At 44.7% G+C, this 19,489-nt stretch carries 14 protein-coding genes; 13 read left to right on the top strand and 1 reads right to left on the bottom strand.

What is annotated here, in order from left to right:
* The first annotated feature begins 41 nt into the window (after positions 1-41).
* From MKY44_RS17320 to MKY44_RS17305, 4 genes are all read left to right on the top strand, one after another.
* Entirely contained in the window at positions 42-1,037 is a 996-nt protein-coding gene (locus MKY44_RS17320; RefSeq protein WP_341008014.1) for an ABC transporter substrate-binding protein, read from the top strand.
* 201 nt (positions 1,038-1,238) lie between these two features.
* Positions 1,239-2,861 carry an AraC family transcriptional regulator gene (locus tag MKY44_RS17315; RefSeq protein ID WP_341008013.1) on the top strand — a complete coding sequence of 541 codons (1,623 nt, stop codon included), beginning with the start codon at positions 1,239-1,241 and terminating at the stop codon, positions 2,859-2,861.
* Between the two features lie 73 nt (positions 2,862-2,934).
* On the top strand, positions 2,935-3,756 hold the full coding sequence (locus MKY44_RS17310; protein ID WP_341008012.1) for a carbon-nitrogen family hydrolase: 822 nt from the start codon (positions 2,935-2,937) through the stop codon (positions 3,754-3,756).
* Between the two features lie 90 nt (positions 3,757-3,846).
* Positions 3,847-4,032, top strand: a complete 186-nt coding sequence (locus tag MKY44_RS17305; RefSeq protein ID WP_017687767.1) for a hypothetical protein — start codon at positions 3,847-3,849, stop codon at positions 4,030-4,032.
* 234 nt (positions 4,033-4,266) lie between these two features.
* On the opposite strand, the gene MKY44_RS17300 is transcribed toward MKY44_RS17305, so the two are convergent.
* Positions 4,267-5,187 (bottom strand): LysR family transcriptional regulator, encoded by a 921-nt coding sequence (locus MKY44_RS17300; RefSeq protein ID WP_076318119.1) that lies wholly within the window; start codon positions 5,185-5,187, stop codon positions 4,267-4,269.
* A gap of 367 nt (positions 5,188-5,554) precedes the next feature.
* Here MKY44_RS17300 and MKY44_RS17295 point away from each other — a divergent pair, with 367 nt between their 5' ends.
* From MKY44_RS17295 to MKY44_RS17255, 9 genes are all read left to right on the top strand, one after another.
* Positions 5,555-7,453: a beta-glucoside-specific PTS transporter subunit IIABC gene (locus tag MKY44_RS17295; protein WP_341008011.1), complete on the top strand. Its 1,899-nt coding sequence runs from the start codon at positions 5,555-5,557 to the stop codon at positions 7,451-7,453.
* A 36-nt stretch (positions 7,454-7,489) separates the two neighbouring features.
* Positions 7,490-8,329, top strand: coding sequence for a BglG family transcription antiterminator LicT (gene licT, locus MKY44_RS17290; RefSeq protein WP_341008010.1), 840 nt, complete (start codon positions 7,490-7,492; stop codon positions 8,327-8,329).
* Positions 8,330-8,374: 45 nt separating this feature from the next.
* Positions 8,375-9,832 carry a glycoside hydrolase family 1 protein gene (locus tag MKY44_RS17285; RefSeq protein ID WP_341008009.1) on the top strand — a complete coding sequence of 486 codons (1,458 nt, stop codon included), beginning with the start codon at positions 8,375-8,377 and terminating at the stop codon, positions 9,830-9,832.
* A gap of 373 nt (positions 9,833-10,205) precedes the next feature.
* Complete coding sequence (gene leuC, locus MKY44_RS17280) at positions 10,206-11,627, top strand: 3-isopropylmalate dehydratase large subunit (protein WP_036607575.1); 1,422 nt, start codon at positions 10,206-10,208, stop codon at positions 11,625-11,627.
* Positions 11,628-11,658: 31 nt separating this feature from the next.
* Entirely contained in the window at positions 11,659-12,261 is a 603-nt protein-coding gene (gene leuD, locus MKY44_RS17275; RefSeq protein WP_036607574.1) for a 3-isopropylmalate dehydratase small subunit, read from the top strand.
* 599 nt (positions 12,262-12,860) lie between these two features.
* Entirely contained in the window at positions 12,861-14,267 is a 1,407-nt protein-coding gene (locus tag MKY44_RS17270; RefSeq protein ID WP_341008008.1) for an N-acetylmuramoyl-L-alanine amidase family protein, read from the top strand.
* Between the two features lie 258 nt (positions 14,268-14,525).
* Positions 14,526-15,935, top strand: a complete 1,410-nt coding sequence (locus MKY44_RS17265; RefSeq protein WP_341008007.1) for an N-acetylmuramoyl-L-alanine amidase family protein — start codon at positions 14,526-14,528, stop codon at positions 15,933-15,935.
* A gap of 35 nt (positions 15,936-15,970) precedes the next feature.
* Positions 15,971-16,651 carry a GerMN domain-containing protein gene (locus MKY44_RS17260; RefSeq protein WP_036671957.1) on the top strand — a complete coding sequence of 227 codons (681 nt, stop codon included), beginning with the start codon at positions 15,971-15,973 and terminating at the stop codon, positions 16,649-16,651.
* Positions 16,652-16,723: 72 nt separating this feature from the next.
* Entirely contained in the window at positions 16,724-19,462 is a 2,739-nt protein-coding gene (locus MKY44_RS17255) for an S-layer homology domain-containing protein (protein WP_341008006.1), read from the top strand.
* Positions 19,463-19,489 lie beyond the last annotated feature (27 nt).

The following is a 19,489-nucleotide window of genomic DNA, read 5'->3' as shown; positions in this document are numbered from 1 at the left end:
ATTTATTGCACAACGCACATGATATAGGGGGAGAAATAGAAATGAAAAAGGGCATTCGAAATACGGCAGTATTATTTACGGTTACGTGGTTATCCATTCTGCTGCTGGCATGTGGAAATCAGGCTGCAACACCTGCTGCTGGCGCAGATGATTCCAAAGCAGCCACAGAAACCAAGGAGACCCAACCCGCAACGGAAGAGACGAACGAGGGCGAGACCCGAGTATTCAAAGATTGGACTGGCCATGAGGTTGAGGTCCCTGTAAATCCGAAGCGAGTTATCTATCATGGAGAAGTTACAGGGGATCTGCTCGCTCTTGGTGTTGTTCCTGTCGGCATACTTCGTCAAGAGGGAACCGTATTTGATGATCAGGTTGCTCAGGCAGAGGATATAGGGTTTCCTATCAGTGTGGAAAAGGCGCTAGCCTTGAATCCCGATCTAATCATTTTCTCGAACAGTGATGAGGCACAATACGATCAGATCGCGAAGGTTGCACCCACGGTTACATTTGATTCGTTCGGATCAATAGAAGATCGAATGCGTATCCTTGGCGACTTGTTGAACAAGAAGCAAGAAGCGGAGGACTGGATTACGGCTCATCAAAAAGCGACTGAAGAGATGTGGACACAACTTCATGAGAACGGATTAAAAGAAGGGGAGACTGCTTCAGTATTCACCATGTATCCCGGGAATCGTCTGTTTGTCATGGCGGGTGCAGGATTGCCACAGTTGTTATACGGAAAAGACGGGCTGAAGCCAACCGCGGAAATCCAGAAAGTATTGGATGAAGACATGGGATTTGTAGAGATTTCGACTGAAAAATTATCTGAATTTGCCGGTGATCGGATTTTTATTCTGGATCCCGTGACCGACGATGCGAAACAATCCACCAAGGAATTGCTGGATAGTACAATCTGGAAGAACCTGCCTGCGGTGAAAGAAGGAAAAGTATATCGCTTTGATATCGCCAAAGCTTCGAGTGATGCTCTTTCCAGGGAGTGGCTGTTACAAGAGCTGCCAAAACAGATGATTCAATAATGGTGACGAGCTAGTGAGGCAGCAGTAACACCTTTGAGTAATGCATTTATAAAAAAAGTAAAAGGGGCCTTCAACATTTCGTTGAACGCTCTTTTTGCTGATTAAACTCATATCTGGATTATTAACAATCTCTCGCTTATAATCAGACCATACAGAATGATTGATAATTATTCTCATTTTAGAAAAACGAGGTGAACCGACATGCAGGCTTTGGATGCCGATGGGGGAACGTTGTTCTTTTCAGCATTCATGTTTCGGCTGGATCATCTGGTACGTCGAATTGAACCACCTGAACAGGTGATGTTGGAAGTTGCTTGCGAGAAACATGCCTTCCTGATCTGTGAAGAAGGGGATGGGCGTTTATATATAGGACATGAACATTTTCCGTTTACTACGGGATGTGTTTATCCGCTTTCTCCGGGAGAGGGGTACCAGATTGAACATCGTAATAACTCGGAATTGAAATATATCATAATGGCTTTTGATGTTATTCATGTGTTGACGGGTGATCCCGAGCTCTTTACCCGCCCTGTATTTGAGCACAGAAACCAATTGAATGGTTATCCCTATGCTCCGTTAAGTGGGTTGCTGGAGCAGATGTATGTCATTCGGAATTATAAAACAGATGCCGAATACAGTCATTTGAATGCACAGTTCCAAAAATGGATGGAGATGATCATTACCCGGTACACTTCTCCAAAGACGGAACAGAGTATGGAAGCAAGACTACACAGTACGATTCAGTATGTAGACGACCATTATGCTGAAGAAATCACTGTACAGAAACTGGCACGTCTTGCGGAGATCAGACCTGTACAATATACGACCCTGTTCAGACAACTCACGGGTCACAAGCCGCTCGACTATGTGAATCATGTACGCATCAAACATGCCAAGGATTGGCTTCGCAAATCAGATGAACCACTTCGGGATATAGCGAGCCGCGTGGGGTTTAAGGATGAGTATTATTTCAGCAGGCGTTTTCGCCAAATGACCGGATTATCTCCTCGTCAATATGACAGATCGATTCAGCAGCAGACATTAGTACAAGATTGGTTGGGTCATGATGTGAATATTCCAGTTAACCCAGAGCGAATTATGTATTACGGAGATTCCGCTGGGGATCTGCTGATGCTGGGCATTCAGTTGCTGGAAGATCGGACATATGACGCGGTCGCCCCGGTTAATGTGGAAGCCGCTGTTATCATGAAGCCGGACTTGATTATTTTTGATAGCAGCAATGAACAGCAGTATGAACAACTTTACCGGATTGCACCGACGCTTGCTTACAATTCACATGCTACGTTGGAAGAACGAATGCGCAGATTGGGCAGCTGGTTTGGCAGACAACCGCAGGCTGAACAATGGCTAACCACCTATGCTGAGCGTACTGAGCAGATGTGGGCGAAGATCCATACTGTGATTGAAGAGGGGGAAACGGCATCCGTATTTACATACCATCGGGGTGCACGATTATTTGTTATGGGCAATATCGGTCTGGCGCCTATGTTATATCATCCAATGGGATTCAGGCCAGTTACCAAAGTAAGAGAAGCACTTTCGGCAGGCAGAGCCTATAAGGAAATTTCGGCTGAAGCGGTACGTCAGTACGCGGGAGATCATGTGTTTGTTATGCTGCCTGAGGAAGTTGTGGCAAGACAGGCTACAGAGATGCTGATGAAAAGTCCCAGTTGGCAGGCCCTTCCGGCTGTGCAGAATGGACGGGTATACCCTGTGGAGGAGTCAACTTGGAATGTGGGTGATGCACTCACGAGTGATCGATTGTTGACCCTGCTCCCTGAGTTGTTGTGTGCAAGTTCATAATAAAAACAGGGTTGCAGTCCTCAAGAGGATCAAGCTATGATAGCAGGTATTACGGTTCAGAGGAGTGCTTGTCATGACAGAAAAACAACAGGGAGAAATGCGTGTAGCCCTGATTCAGGGCGATATTCAACTCGGAGACCCTGAGGCCAATCATAAACATATGCAGACGTTGCTTGAGCGTGCGGTAGAACAATATCCGGATCTGGGGCTGGCTGTGTTACCTGAGATGTGGAATACCGGATACGCTTTGACTCAAATTCATGAACTCGCTGACCCGGAAGGCCAGAAATCTCGGGAATGGCTGTCTGCTTTTGCTCAAAAACATCAAATTTCCATCGTTGGCGGTTCAATCGCTGAAAAACGGGATGGTCAAATATACAATACAATGTACGCTTATAATCGTGAAGGAAAACAGGTAACTCGATACGATAAATTACATTTGTTCCGTTTGATGGATGAGGAGAAATATCTGCAGCCTGGTGCGGAACCTGAAATTTTTGAATTGGAGAACGGTCTGACAGCGGGTGCTTCGATCTGTTATGATATCCGGTTCCCGGAACTTGCCCGTACCCTTGCTTTGAATGGTGCCAAGGCATTGATTGTACCGGCCGAATGGCCGAACCCTCGTCTGCACCATTGGCGTACGTTGCTTACGGCACGAGCGATTGAGAATCAGATGTATGTGATCGCCTGTAACCGTGTAGGTAAAGGGGGAGAGACTGAATTTTTCGGACATTCCCTTATCATTGATCCTTGGGGTGAGATTGTGGCTGAAGGTGGCGAAGAGGAAGAGATCGTGACCGGAATTATTCGTCCAGCTCTGGTAGATGAGGTTCGCGGACGTATTCCCGTATTTGAAGACCGTCGACCTGGCGTTTATTTTGGCAAAAAATAAAAACTGAAATAAAATTCTTCAGAAAAAGTGTTTATTCTTCCAGGACACGGGTAATGATAACTATCCCGTTACCAAGGAGATGATCAATCAATGGACAACCATGTGAAAGATACGCTCAGGAGACTGGAACAGGATAACACAAGGGAAGATCACTTAAGGGCATTCTTAGAGAATGGAGCAGGAGGGCTATCCCCCCCTGATTCAACTGTTCAGGACGAAGGCCGTGTCATGAATCAGCAAAACAGGCTGACAAGCGATCGTAATTTGCGTAAATAAACCGCCAAACATGAAGTTTTCTTATGTACGTTTCTACGTTAACATTATAAATTAGCATTGAAGCTAAACAATTTAACAAGCAACATTGTACTGTAACCAGTTACTGTGATTGCAATGTAAGAACTCTATCCTGCGGATGCGGGAAACGAGTATATGACAAAGGCTTGGCCCATAAGGGTCAAGCCTTTGTTTTGTTACAGTATGAAATGTACCCATACTCATAGGAGAAATTTTTTAGTCTCCCTTTGACAGTTCGGTCACGGTTTGTTGAAACGTATGGATGAATGCTTCGGCTGCCTTCGACAGCACTCTGCCTTGACGATAAGCGACAACTAGTGTTCTGCTGGGAGTAGGCTCAGCAAGTGGCACATACACAGGCACGAACTCACTGCGCGGCGCACGGGCAATAAAGCGTGGAACCAGGGTAATACCCATACCTGTGGCGACCAGCGACTGAACGGTTTCAATATTGGTGCTTTCAAACACAACTTGGGGATCAAAACCAGCCTGCTCACAGAGATCAAATGTAAGTTTGCGGAAACCCTGTCCTTTTTTCAATACAACAAACGGTTCATCACGAAGCTCTTCAATTCGCACAGGAAGCGGATGCTCCGGATCTGCCCTGCGTGCTAGAGGGTGATTCGGGGGAACGGCCAGATCAATCTTTTCCTCTCCAATGGCAACATAGGCGAGACTTGGCTCTTGTAAAGGAAGAGATAACAGACTGAGATCTGCTTTGCCGCTTGCTGTCAATTTCTCAAGTGTAAGCCCGGAGTCTTCCAATAAGGTAACCTCAATCTCGGGATAAGCTTGTTGGAACGCAGGAAGCACATGTGGGAGCAAGTGTGAGCCCGTGATCGGCATGCTGCCCACAACGACTTTACCTTTGCGAAGCTGGGAGATATCGGACATTTCCTGACGCAATAGCTCCACGGCATCTACGATCTTCTGGGCTTGCTCGACAAACGTAACACCGGCATGGGTTAACTCTACGGTACTCGTATTACGCTGAAAAAGGAGTACACCCAATTCTTTTTCCAATTTGGATAATTGCTGGCTTAATGAAGGCTGGGCAATATGCAGCTTCTCTGCTGCCCGGGAGAAATTGCGTTCGGCCGCAATTTGCAACGTATATTGAAGTTGTCTGAATTCCATCGTCATTGGTCATTCCTTTCGTTATGCCACCATTATATCATTACAGATGAAGAAATCATTAATTTCGCTTAACCGCTTGCACTCCATCAGAAGAGTTGATATACTGATTTTGAAAACGCTTAATAAGAACCACTTACCCGGGTAAAACAAAATCAACGTTTTCATGTTTAGCAGTTTCAAGTGTTAGCACAGAACCATTTCAAATGCTCATATTCTTTTTCGTTCATATAATTGAATAACATTCATCCAACGATGGCGTGTTACTGTTCGGCAGGCAAGACCTAGATTGGGTGGGAAGAGTTTCTTTTTCCTACCCTTTTTAGGTCTTTTTTTGTTCCCATCATGAAGAAATGGCGGAGGTGTCGTTATGAATCACAAACAATTAGCCCAATCGATTATGGAGTTGGTCGGTGGCAATGATAATATCAACACGTTAATTCATTGCTCTACCAGGCTCAGACTTACCCTGAAGAATCCGGATATGGCGAAGACCCAAGAAATTAAGAGCCTCGATGGTGTTATTGGCGCAGTGAATAGCGGCGGGCAATATCAGGTTATTATCGGTAATGACGTCGCGTACGTCTACAATGAACTGGCCAAGAGGATGGGTACTCGGCAATCAAACGAGATTCAGGAGAAACAAAAAGCGGATTATAGCCCCAAAGGTCTGTTTAATACTTTTGCCAGTGTCATTGCAGGCATTTTCCAACCTATTATCCCAGCCATTGCTGCCTCGGGCATGCTTAAGGCACTTTTGCTACTGGCGACCGTGACCGGCCTGATGTCTAAAGAGAGCCAGACATATACCGTTTTGAGTGTCATGTCTGATGCTGCCTTTTACTTTCTTCCGATTCTACTGGCCTACTCAAGTGCAAATAGATTTAAAACGAACCCCTTTGTTGCCGTTCTGTTTGGTGGAATCATGTTACACCCGAATATGATTGGTCTGCTTGGCGGTGAAGATCCGGTGTCCTTTATTGGCATACCTGTTGCATCCGTTCAATATGCGACATCCGTGGTACCGATTATTTTAACGGTCTGGTTCATGTCTTACATTGAAAAGTTCGCGGACAAGATCTCACCAGGACCGGTCAAAATTTTCCTTAAACCTTTGATTGTTATTCTCATTGTTGCTCCAGTTGCCCTGATTGTACTTGGACCTCTGGGAATGTATCTCGGAACGGGAATGTCCAACCTGATCTATTGGATTCAGGATAAGATTGGATGGTTGACCGTTGTCATTATGGCTATACTGATGCCTCTGATTGTCATGTTTGGTATGCATAAAGTATTTTATCCCATTATTTTCGCAGCCTTGGCTTCACCTGGATATGAAACACTGGTGCTGGTCGCGATGCTGGCATCCAATATGGCGCAGGGAGCAGGCGCACTGGCGGTGTCATTCAAAACCAAAGACATCAAGCTGAAACAAGTCGCTTTGTCTGCAGGAATTTCAGGTGTATTCGGTATCACGGAACCTGCTCTGTACGGTGTACATTTAAGGCTCAAGAAAACGCTGTTTGCCTGCATGATCGGCGCCGGAGTCGCTGGGTTGTTCGCAGGTATTGTGAATCTCAAGGCATATGCTGCCGTGGGTCCGGGGATTGCATCTATGCCTATGTTTATCAGTGAAGATCATATGAATATTATCTATGCGATTATTACCATGCTGATCTCTGCCATTGTCGCGTTTGTCGCCGTATATGTCATTGGATTTCAGGATGTTGTTCCAACAGCAGTGCCGATAGCAGGCAGTCCTACAAACAAAGCGAGAGGCGAATCTGAAATCCAGCCATCCACAGGGATCAAATCGAAAAAGATCGTTTTTGCTCCATTGGAAGGTAAAGTTCTGCCATTAAGAGAGGTGAAGGACGAGGCCTTCTCGCAAGAAGCCATGGGACAAGGTATGGCCATTCAGCCAAGTGTTGGCAAGGTGTTTGCCCCGTTTGATGGTACCGTTGAAACGGTGTTCCGTACCAAACATTCCATCGGTCTGAGATCGGTAGAGGGGGTAGAACTTCTGATTCATGTCGGATTGGATACGGTGAAACTGAAAGGCCAGCATTTTGATGTAAAAGTGAACGAGGGAGAACAGATCTCTCATGGTCAGCTCCTGATCGAATTTGATCTTGAAGCTATACAAGCCGCAGGTTATGACACGACGACCCCTGTAATTGTGACCAATTCATCGGATTATTTGGAGATACTGGGCAATGAAACTGCGGCGACAACAGGACCGGGGAAACCATTAATTACGGTGTTATAACCCGCTGAAATATGAATGAAAGGCAGGCTGCCTGATATGGAAGTCATAAAAATATTGAATTCGAGCATTGTTCTTGCCAGACGTGGTGAGGATGACAAGGAAATTATTGTGATGGGAAAGGGCATCGGCTACAGGAGCAAACCGGGAGATGTCGTAGGGGAGGATGAGATCGAGAAGATCTATGTTCTTGAAAATGAAACGATCTCTTCGGATCTCACCGACCTGATGAAGGAAACGCCAAAAGAATACCTGATTCTGGCTGATGAAATCATCTCCCACGCCAAACATACATTGTCCCGCCATCTGAGTGATCATCTCTATGTCTCATTAACAGATCACCTGTATATGGCCATGAAGCGATTCAAGGACAATATGACGATCCAGAATCGAATGTTGTGGGAAGTGAAAAAGTTCTATCCACAGGAGTTCAGTATCGGGTTGCATGGCCTGTCTCTCATTCAAAAACAGCTTGGACTCTCCCTGCCTGAAGAGGAAGCGGCGAATATTGCCTTTCATCTCGTTAATGCCCAGCAGAATGATGACAATATGAATCAGGTCATGATGATGACCAATACAGTCAAGGATGTACTCAATATTATCAAAATTCACTATCAAGTGGAGCTGGATACACACAGCATCAACTATTCACGCTTTTTGACTCATTTGCAGTTTTTCATTCAACGGCTTTTTGAACATAAAACATTAAACACGCAGGATCATGAGCTCTTTGAGCAGATCGCGAATAAATATCCGCAGGAAGAAGCCTGCGTACTGCTAATCAAGGATTATATTGAAGCCCGCTTTGAACATACGATCTCCAATGAAGAGATGATGTATTTGATTATTCATATCAATCGGGTCATGAGTCGCAATTGAGCAAAAATCAAAGAGTTACAGAGATAATCCAAGGAGGAATACACAATGACCAATACAACAAGAACGTTTCCAGAAGATTTTCTATGGGGAGGAGCGATTGCTGCCAATCAGGCAGAAGGAGCGTGGAATGTGGATGGCAAAGGTGTGTCTACAGCCGACATTGCTATCTATCGAAAAGGTGTAGCCAAGAGTGAGTATAAAAAACATAATGCGATCAATGAAGAACAGATCAAAACTGCGATGGAGTCTAGCTCGGACAGAGAATATCCGAAACGCAGAGGCATTGATTTTTACCACCGCTATGAGGAGGATCTGGCCCTGTTTGGGGAGATGGGTCTCAAAACGTTGCGCTTATCTATTGCTTGGACCCGAATTTTCCCGAATGGCAACGAAACAGAGCCGAATGAAGCCGGTTTGCAGTTCTATGACCGCGTTATTGATGGCATGCTGAAACAAGGGATTGAACCATTAATTACGTTGTCGCATTATGAGATGCCGATGTATCTGGTGAATCACCACGGTGGATGGACGGATCGGAAAGTTGTCGAGTATTTTGTTCACTTTTGTAAAACCGTGTTCACCCGTTATAAGGACAAAGTGAAGTATTGGATTACATTTAATGAAATTGACAGCATTGTTCGTCATCCGTTTACGAGTGGTGGTATTGTTCCGGAGCGTTTCGAAAATGTGGAGCAAGCTGTATATCAGGGGTTGCACCATCAATTTGTAGCGAGTGCACTCGCAGTGAAATACTGTCATGAGATCATTCCCGGTTCCCAGATTGGATGTATGCTTACCAAACTGACAACATACGCTCATACATGTAATCCCGAAGACGTACTTGTTGCTTCCCGGGATAATCAATTCAATCTTATGTTTACGGACGTACAGGTGCGTGGAGCGTATCCGTACTTTACGAAGAGATTTTTTGCCGAAAAAGGGATTAACCTGGATATGCTTGAGGGGGATGAAGAGATTTTGAAAGTACACACTGTGGACTTTATCTCATTCAGTTATTATATGTCCCTGGTATCAAGTGTGGATGGCGACCGATTGGAGCAGGTGAGTGGCAATACAACTGGAGGGGTAAAGAACCCGTATCTGCAAACGAATGATTGGGGCTGGCAGATTGACCCGGTAGGTCTGCGCATCTCACTAAATGAACTGTACAGCCGTTACGAGGTGCCTTTGTTTATTGTTGAAAATGGAATTGGAGCGGTAGACACGATTGAAGCGGATGGTAGCATTCAGGATGATTATCGTATTGATTATTTCTGCTCTCACATTGAACAGATGCATGAGGCGATTCTGGACGGTGTTGAACTGCTCGGCTATACCAGTTGGGGAGTGATTGATCTGATTAGTTATTCTTCTTCAGAGATGGAGAAACGATATGGCTTTATTTATGTAGATCAGGATAATGACGGCAATGGAACACTGGAGAGAAAACGAAAGAAGAGTTTCTATTGGTACAAAGATGTGATTGCGAATAACGGTTTGTAATACAGTAGTCGGACAAGTACTCTCCTATAGAAGGCGTTGATATAATAAATTTTCATTTCATAACATAAACTAGCAAAGCAGCTCTGGATTCAGGGCTGTTTTTTATGTTCTAGATAAAAAGCATTGACAGCGAAGCAGCGGAAACGTAGTATAAGACTTATATGATAATGATAATTGTTATCAATTGAAACCTCTGCGATGAGCAGTGGTTTATTTGTCTTTCTCTCATTATAGGTTAAACCTATTACATCTATAGATATTATATCTTGGAACAATGAAGGACAGGGTGATATATTTATGTCATTCAAGAGCTTCACTTTTTAAAGAAAACAGAGGCTCTTCCAAGGACCGAACTTATAATGAGGTGAAAATGATGAGTAAAAAAACGATGTTTGAGAAAATTTGGGAAAATCACGTAATTCATCAAGAAGAAGGCAAACCAAGCATTCTGTATATCGATCTGCATCTGGTGCACGAAGTAACTTCTCCACAGGCATTTGAAGGTCTTCGTCTCAGCGGACGTAAAGTTCGTCGCCCTGAACTGACATTTGCAACAATGGACCACAACGTTCCAACGAAAGACCGTTTCAACATTACAGATCCTATCTCCAAACAACAAATTGATACACTTTCGCAAAACTGCCGTGATTTCGGCGTGAAATTGTATGATCTGGACACGATTGATCAAGGCGTTGTACACGTTATGGGACCTGAACTGGGTCTGACTCACCCGGGTAAAACGATTGTATGTGGTGACAGTCATACGTCCACACATGGTGCGTTTGGCGCACTGGCATTCGGAATCGGAACAAGTGAAGTTGAGCATGTTATGGCAACTCAATGTTTGCAACAAGCAAAAGCTAAAACGATGGAAGTTCGTTTTGTCGGCAAACGTAACCCGGGTGTAACCGCGAAAGACATGATCCTCGCAGTCATTGCCAAATACGGTACAGACTTTGCAACAGGTTATGTTATTGAGTACACAGGTGAATCCATCCGTGAGTTGAGCATGGAAGAGCGTATGACGGTCTGCAACATGTCCATCGAAGGTGGAGCAAGAGCAGGATTGATCGCGCCGGATGAAACAACATTTGAATATCTGCGTGGACGTGAATACGTACCAGCGGATGCGAAATTCGATGAAGCTGTAGAGGGTTGGAAACAACTTGTAACCGATGAAGGTGCCGAGTTCGACCATGTGGTTGAAATCGATGTGGAGACATTGATTCCGCAAGTAACTTGGGGAACAAGCCCAGGTATGGGAACCGACATTTCTTCGAAAGTTCCTGTTCCGGCTGAATTGCCTACAGAAAACGAACGCAAAGCGGCTGAAAAAGCGCTTGAATATATGGGACTTGAACCGGGAACACCAATCGCCGAGATTCCAATTGATTATGTATTTATCGGTTCTTGCACCAACGGACGGATCGAAGATCTGCGTGCAGCAGCACAAGTGGCTAAAGGTCACACGGTATCCAGTCAGGTTACAGCAATTGTTGTACCAGGCTCAGGACGTGTTAAAATTCAGGCTGAACAAGAAGGTTTGGATAAAATCTTTACGGAAGCCGGATTTGAATGGCGTGATGCGGGATGCAGTATGTGTCTGGCGATGAACCCGGATGTATTGAAGCCAGGACAACGTTGTGCTTCGACTTCCAACCGTAACTTTGAAGGACGCCAAGGACGCGGAGGACGTACGCATCTGGTATCTCCGGCAATGGCAGCAGCAGCAGCAGTTAAGGGTCACTTTGTGGACGTACGGGACTGGAATTTCAAAACAGAAGCAGCGATCTAATCTATAACAGACAGAAGGGAGAACGTTTAATATGGAAGAATTCAAAACATTACAAGGCATCGTTGCACCGGTAGACCGGGTCAATGTAGATACAGACGCAATCATTCCAAAACAGTTCCTGAAACGGATTGAACGTACCGGATTTGGACAATTTTTGTTCTATGAATGGCGTTTTGATGAAGAGGGCAACAATAATGCTTCCTTCGAAATGAACAAACCTCGTTATGAAGGGGCATCCATCCTGATCTCACGTGCCAATTTTGGCTGTGGATCTTCCCGTGAGCATGCGCCATGGGCGATTTTGGACTATGGATTCCGTTGTGTCATCGCTCCATCTTATGCAGACATCTTCTATAATAACTGCTTTAAGAATGGAATCTTGCCAATCAAGTTGTCAGAAGAGCAAGTTGAAGACTTGTTCCAACGTACAGCGACACATGAAGGCTATGAGATGAATGTAAATCTGGAAAACAAAACGATTACTGATGCATACGGACTGCATATCGATTTTGATCTGGATGAGCACCGTCGTCAATTCCTGTTGCAAGGATTGGATGATATCGGTTTGACTCTTCAACATGATGATGAAATCGCTGCTTACGAACAACGCCACGCGGCAAAACTGTTCGGTTAATCGTTAAAGTATCGTATAGCAGGAAGCTTCTGCCTCGCCCAAGGGACCTTGTTCCCATCGGTGAGACAGAAGCTTTTTGTAATTTCAGAAGCTAAATTAGCTTAATAAGTCAGCTATACATAGAACCCCTGAATTTTCTTGGCCAAATATTTCAACATGTAATCTTCGCCATTATTTAGTTCTAGGGAAGCAATTTTGATTGGAGTATAATCCAAACGCGTCTATCTTTGAGCACACTTGTGTGAGTATTCATTTCCATCTTAAAGAGTACGTTGAACTAATGATCCGTTTTTTTTGTAATACTTCCTATTCCGGTATATGTATACTTTAAAGTTACATTAATAGATGGAATATCGTCAATTTATGACATCACTGATACGAAATCGATACACATTCATGTAAAAGAGATTATGTTCTTAAATGTGATCTGCTTTTTTATCTTATTTCCGACTGAATATGACAACGTTGTAACCGGATGAAGGGACAATATCTGATAAACTGATTAGTAGATTATGGAAGGTTACATAGGCTCATTGATGTTATGCTGTGCAGAGAATCAGGTCGGATGTTCAAAAGACAAAAAGAATGGTGGATGAGGTATGAAAAAATGGTCGGCAGCAGTTGTTTTTCTTCTGTTCCTATGTTTATTTCCAGTCATGGCCCATGCAGACACCACTCCCTCGATTGTACTCGACGGTGTAACCATTAACCAGCAGACGGGTGCACCTGCAGAGAATATCGGGAAAACGGTCATGGTTCCCATTCGAATTGTATCCGAGAACCTGGGTTATAAGGTGAAGTGGGAGAAGGAAACTCAGTCAGTCCAGGTTCAAAAAGGAAACAGTACGATTCAAATGACAGCTGGCAAAGATGCAGCTACAGTGAATGGAAACGTGGTGAACTTGGATTCGCCCCCACTGATCAAACAGGGAACTACGCTTGTTCCGTTACGCTTTGTTGGGGAAGGCATGGGTCTGCGTGTTGGCTGGGACAATGGAACCAAGACAGTAAGCCTATTTAGTATTCCTCCCGTAGTTGAAACGGAAGGTGACAGTGACCCCATCGAGGCACCTGTCCCGGATGGTTTGACAGAACTTCAAGGCATCAGCTTCAGCGGAGATCGCTTGATTGTAGCAACAAACGGTAATATTAGCCCCAAAGTATCCAGTATTGGTGGGCCAGACCGAATTATTGTTGATCTGCCTTCAGCGAAATTCTCTCAGGAATTCATTCAGGGACAAGCCTCTAACCCGGATGGCAGTGGACAGATTCTCGTTACGGATTCACCAATAGTTTCCAAAGTCCGGTATGCCATGTTCAGTAAATCGCCTTCTACCGTTCGTGTCGTTCTAGATCTGAGTCAGAAGGCTACAGCCAAATGGTCTGTTGGAGATAACAATGTCTTGCTCGTTGACCTGACAGCCACGAGTGGAGAACCGACAAGCCAACCGGCAGTACCTACCAATGATGGCAAAACGATTGTGGTCATTGATCCGGGACATGGTGGTCGTCAATCGGGTGCAGTGAGTTTGTCAGGAGCTTATGAGAAGGATTTCAATCTGGCTGTAGGGCTGAAGGTACAGGCAATCCTTCAAAAATACTCAAATATTCAAACGGTCATTACACGACAGGATGATACAGAACTTTCGCTCAAACAGCGTGTGGATATTGCTGAATTGAATCAGGCAGATGTTTTTGTATCCATTCATGGAAACAAATTCACTACACCGGTACCAAACGGCATTGAAACGCTCTACAGTCGTAAAGAAAGCAAAACTTTGGCTGACACTCTTCACAAATATGTGTTGCCGGTAACAGGACTCAAGGATCGTGGGGTTAAAACGGCTAGTCTGCATGTGACGCGTGAAACAACCATGCCTGCTGTGTTACTTGAACTTGGTTTTTTAAGTAACCCTACAGATGAAGCAGTCATGCTCACGGAAGAATACCAGGACAAATGTGCACAGGCGATTGTGGACGGAATTGTTGAATTTTTGGGACTGTAAATTGAATTGTGCGCAAATATGAAGGTTAGGGTAGTACGTTGTTTAGAGATGTATATTTGATAAATAAGGAAAAAAGAAGACATTAAAATGTAAAAAAAGCTTGATCTGACAACGTTTTTTTTCTGTTATGTTGGAATATATTCGCAACTTTTGAGAGCGAGGGGCGTCTAATAGGTGTCTGGTAATGCCCAAACGGTCAGTCGGAGTTGGAAAATGACAACATGCGGCAAAAAAATATGAGAATGGTAGGGGTGAAGGATGAAGAAGTTCGGTTTTTTGGTACTGTTATTTGTCTTTGGGCTCGTATTCCCGGGCTATAGTCACGCAGCAACAGACACGAAAATTATCCTAGACGGAAAAGAAATCGTACAGCCATCGGATACAAAAGCGGAAATTATCAACAGCAAGGTGATGGTTCCGATCCGGGTTGTGTCTGAAAATCTTGGATATAGCGTGGAGTGGAAGCAGCAAACGCAAACGGTGACTATCAGCAAAGACAACACTGCCATGCAGATGATTGTTGGACAGAAGACGGCAACGGTGAACGGCAGTAACGTAAACCTGGATGCCCCGCCACTCGTTAAAAACGGTACTACACTTGTGCCTCTCCGATTTATTGGTGAGGAAATGGGTCTTAAGGTGGGTTGGAACAACACCACGAAGACGGTAACATTAGTTACCCAGAATTCAGGTTCCGGAAACGGGACAACCACTCCTCCGAACTCTGGCAATAATGGCGGAGGATCGGATCAGGAAGGTCTTGTACTGGTGAACGGCATCAGCTTCAGCGACAACCGCTTCATGATTGCAACAAGCGGAAGTACGAAGCCGAACGTCTTCACGATGACAGGACCAGATCGAATCGTTATAGACTTGCCGAATACCGCATTTGCTGATTCATTCAGTGAAGGACAGGCTCTAGACAGCAACCAGAATGGACAACTCGTCGTTAGCGGTTATCCGGATGTGTCGAAGATTCGTTACTCATTATACAGCAACAGTCCATCTACAATTCGTTTTGTGATCGATCTGTCCAGTTCAAAAGGGTACAGTGTGCAAAATGATTCCGGACTGGTTATGATTAACCTCGACAATCAAAGTGGTACACCTGCTCCTCCAGTTGGTAATAATGGCAAAAAAGTTGTCGTTATCGATGCAGGTCACGGAGATCATGATCCTGGGGCAATCGGTGTAACTGGTAAACGCGAAAAAGACTTCAATCTGGCAATGGCTCTGAAAGTGGAAGCCTTGTTGAAAAAAGAATCCAAAATTGACGTTGTGTTAACACGCAGCGATGATACATTTTTGGCATTGAAAGAACGTGTGAAGATTGCACAAGACATAAAAGCGGATATCTTCATCTCCATTCATGCTAACAGTGGCCCTGCTGCTGCGAACGGTGTAGAGACATTCTATACACGCTCCAACAGCAAAGCACTTGCTACAGTGATGCACAAGTATCTTTTACAGTCTTCCGGACTGAAGGATCGTGGAGTGAAAACGGCAAGTCTCCATGTGACCCGTGAAACGACAATGCCAGCAGTTCTGCTGGAAGGTGGATTCCTTAGCAATAAGAGCGACGAAGCAGCCCTGTTCACTGAGAGTTTCCAGAACAGTGTTGCCAAAGGGATTGTTGCAGGAATCAAGGAGTATCTGGGAATTAAATAAGGGACAAGCCCTTATGTTGAGGAGGCGGAGTTAGAATGAACAAGAAAATATGGATTGCAGCCTTGCTGGTAACGGTTATGGCAGTTGCTGCTGGATGTGGAAGCAAGCCAACAGCTGCTCCGAATCAGACGCAAGGCGCAGGAACTGAAAACAATGTAACCGAGGTTGAAGGTGAAACAATTACCGAACCGGTAACTGCTGAGCCTGAAGAGAATACAACGCCTACAGAATCCACGGAGGAAGGCAGCTCAGAGGAAGCGACTACAACTACTCCGCCAAGCGAAACGTCTACGGAGAAGCCGGCAACTTCCGAAAGTAATGAAAAGAAAACGATCACTGTATTCTATACGGATGAAGAAGAACTGGAGTTGCACAAAGCTTCGGCAGAGATTTCATACGCATCGGATGATGCCAAATATAAAGCTGCCTTTGAATCACTGCAACAGAGCAAAGACGCTAAACTTGTTCCGCTGTGGTCTAAAGAAATTGAATTGAAGTCTGTTCAGTTCAAGGATGGAGCTCTTACGCTGGATATTCATATGCCAGATACGGCACGTCTTGGAGCAGGTGGAGAATCTTATGCGCTGGATGCTCTAAAACAAACGTTCTTCCAGTTTGATGAAGTAAAATCACTTGATTTACTGGTGGATGGTCAGCAGACGGAGAGTCTGATGGGCCATGTGGATCTTGAACATCCAATGACAAGATCCGAATAGGATGTACAGCATGCTGTTGTACCGTGAATCCACGGAATATGGGTCGTTTTACATGAGAGAGGGGAATCATAGGTGACTTTTAAATATAACCATACATCACACTCTAAAAAAGTAGTATCAGCCGTGCTTGCAGGCATGATGGCCCTTAGCGCCGGCGGAGCTGCCATGGCAGCAGAATCAACAGAAACGGGGCAGGGTCAGACTGCTGCAATAACAAATACGGCTGCACCAACTGGTTTGTTCAGTGACATCAAGGTCGGATACTGGGCTGAAAAACATGTGTACAAACTGGCATATCAAGGTATTCTTCTCGGTAACAACGGCCTGTTCCGTCCAGGAGACGCGGTAACACAGCAAGAAGCTGTAACGATGGCAATCCGTTTTATGAATCAAGAGGGCCAGTTGAATACCGACACGGCTGCGGCATTACCGACAAACATGGAAGTGGGAAATTATTTCAAGCCATATGTCGCGCTGGCACTTCAACTGGGACTGATTGACAAAACGGAAGAATCAACGGTGGATGTATCCAAGACCTCCTGGGGTCAAAAACCGGCTTCACGGGAATGGATTACGAAATTGTTAATCCGTTCATTGGACAAGGATGCTGAAGCGAAGGCACAAAACAATCAATCTACCGGATTTGCTGATAATGCAAGTATTTCCGAAAGTGGTAAAGGTTATGTCAATCTGGCTGTTAGCCTGGATCTGGCCAAAGGTGTGGAAGGCAACAAATTCAATCCAACTGGTTCCGTAACCCGTGCTCAACTGGCTACCTTCTTCAGTCGTGGTGAATCGTTAACGGATACAACGTACCCGAACACATCCACGGGTTATGTGACAGGATTGAAAGATGGGCAGATCACGCTGGTTGTGGACGGAAAAGCCGTTAACTTCGCAGTGAACAGCAGTACGCCTTACTTTACGAAAGACAGTGAAACTCGTGCTTCCGCCACAGATGTGAAGCTGTATACGAAAGTTATGATTGTAGGTTCGGCAGGTGGGGCTTCCTATGTGGAAGTTGTTGATGCTACACCGCAGGTGGAAAGTGTTGAAGGTACATTTGCACGTTCATTGTCTGGTAATAAAATTGGTATCTTTGTGGGCGAGAATTACGAAACGTACAGTTATGATGAGGCAACTGCATTCATCGATCAGAATGGTAATGCAATCAAACTGTCCGATATTACGACAGATAGCATCATCGAAGTACAGCGTGAGACGTTCTCGGCTGACAAAAAAACAGTCGCTATTCGTGTGAAATCCGGCATTGTTAACAAGAGTGATAATGGCGTAGTTGCTGAAGTATCCACTTCTGGAAAAACGATCAAACTTGTCAATGCAGCGGGTGCTACAGAACAGTTCGCATACAATGACAATCTGCTTATCACATATCAAAACCGTATCATGTCAGTGGCTGATCTCAAAGCCGGCAGTGCCGTGAAATATACCGTAAAGGACAGTGTTTTGCAAACTATCACATTGTCTCAAGGTGTGGAGCAATCTGTGCGCGGAACATTGGTTGAGATCGGTGGCAACCAGTCCACGTTAACGTTTAAACGTGAAGGGGGTTCCCTTGAGGCGAAATTGCTGACTGAAAAGCCGGAAGTTATTATTAATGGTATTCAGGATGCGACGCTAAATGATCTCATCACAGATGCAACGAACGGGGATCAGGTGGAGTTGACATTGAACTCTGACGACCAGGTAACGCGTATTCAGGTGATTGGACGTCAAATGGAACCTATGAACGGGGTAACGGTTGTGTCTTACAATAGTAAAACAAAGTTACTTACCGTGTTAGATAACAACAAAAAACCGTTTGTATTTACATTGGATGAGAAAACCAAACTGGATTACAATACAACCAAACCTACACTGGCTGGTCTGGAGTCACTCTTAAATGATGGTCGCAAATTGGATCTGACCTATGTGGGGACACGTGCATTATCCGTTAAAGTGATTTACAAGTATGAAGGTACGATCAGCAACATTGATACTTCTGGCAAGAAAATCAGCTTGTTGTCTGGTAATCAGACGATTACAGTGCCTTATACTACCGCACCTACGGTTGAGATCTATAACAAATCGGGCGCAAGTCTGGGAGATTTGAAGATTGGTGACAAAGTGACCGTAACGCTTGGAGCAAATCAGGATGTAGTGCAGAAGGTTGCACTGAACACTGTGGCTCAATTCGAAGTGGTTGCCTTGGAAGCAAATAGTCGTATTCGAGTAAAATCCGATCTGTTGACAAGTCAGTTCTACGTGGATCAAGCCGTACTGACAGGAGAGAGTGGTCAGACGATCACGCCTTCACAACTGACAGCAGGTAACCTGATTAATGTAACGTTTGAAGGAGCTACGCCAAAAGCGGTTCAAGTTGTGAAGCGTACGCTGGCTGAAGTTACAGCGGTGGATGCTTCATCTGTAACGCTCAAACAGTTTAACGGCCAGACTGAAACCGTGCCTGTTAGCGGTTCGGTTAAAGTCGTAAAATCTGGCTCCACATTAACTTCATTGTCTAGTCTTACGGTAGGAGATCGTGTGGAAATGACAAAAGATACGGATAATTCCACACGTTTCAGAGTACTAACTGTCATGAGCAAACAATTCTGGTCTTATGATGGCGTTGGCAACCAGATTTTGGTTAAACGGGAAACGACAGCAGACACAAACTATCGTTTTGCACTCGGATCAAGTGTATTTGTTCACCAGGGTGACAATACTTTAAGCGTGCAATCTCTCAGAGATAATGATAATATTGTATTGTATCTCCTGAACAATGTTATTCTGGAGATTCAAAAACAGTAATCGTTTCTTTTCGAGGATCAAAAGAAT

The sequence above is a fragment of the Paenibacillus sp. FSL R7-0026 genome (genome assembly GCF_038004485.1).
Classification (GTDB): Bacteria; Bacillota; Bacilli; order Paenibacillales; family Paenibacillaceae; genus Paenibacillus; species Paenibacillus xylanexedens_A.
Note: the sequence above shows the minus strand (reverse complement) of the source record. Positions and strands in the feature narration are given on the sequence as shown.

What these genes read in the sequence shown, in the direction of transcription:
- MKY44_RS17295 (WP_341008011.1), top strand. Translation starts at nt 5,555, where the DNA reads ATGAATCACAAACAATTAGCCCAATCGATTATGGAGTTGGTCGGTGGC.
- MKY44_RS17305 (WP_017687767.1), top strand. Translation starts at nt 3,847, where the DNA reads ATGGACAACCATGTGAAAGATACGCTCAGGAGACTGGAACAGGATAAC.
- MKY44_RS17285 (WP_341008009.1), top strand. Translation starts at nt 8,375, where the DNA reads ATGACCAATACAACAAGAACGTTTCCAGAAGATTTTCTATGGGGAGGA.
- MKY44_RS17315 (WP_341008013.1), top strand. Translation starts at nt 1,239, where the DNA reads ATGCAGGCTTTGGATGCCGATGGGGGAACGTTGTTCTTTTCAGCATTC.
- licT (WP_341008010.1), top strand. Translation starts at nt 7,490, where the DNA reads ATGGAAGTCATAAAAATATTGAATTCGAGCATTGTTCTTGCCAGACGT.
- MKY44_RS17265 (WP_341008007.1), top strand. Translation starts at nt 14,526, where the DNA reads ATGAAGAAGTTCGGTTTTTTGGTACTGTTATTTGTCTTTGGGCTCGTA.
- MKY44_RS17320 (WP_341008014.1), top strand. Translation starts at nt 42, where the DNA reads ATGAAAAAGGGCATTCGAAATACGGCAGTATTATTTACGGTTACGTGG.
- leuD (WP_036607574.1), top strand. Translation starts at nt 11,659, where the DNA reads ATGGAAGAATTCAAAACATTACAAGGCATCGTTGCACCGGTAGACCGG.
- MKY44_RS17260 (WP_036671957.1), top strand. Translation starts at nt 15,971, where the DNA reads ATGAACAAGAAAATATGGATTGCAGCCTTGCTGGTAACGGTTATGGCA.
- leuC (WP_036607575.1), top strand. Translation starts at nt 10,206, where the DNA reads ATGAGTAAAAAAACGATGTTTGAGAAAATTTGGGAAAATCACGTAATT.
- MKY44_RS17270 (WP_341008008.1), top strand. Translation starts at nt 12,861, where the DNA reads ATGAAAAAATGGTCGGCAGCAGTTGTTTTTCTTCTGTTCCTATGTTTA.
- MKY44_RS17300 (WP_076318119.1), bottom strand. Translation starts at nt 5,187, where the DNA reads ATGGAATTCAGACAACTTCAATATACGTTGCAAATTGCGGCCGAACGC.
- MKY44_RS17310 (WP_341008012.1), top strand. Translation starts at nt 2,935, where the DNA reads ATGACAGAAAAACAACAGGGAGAAATGCGTGTAGCCCTGATTCAGGGC.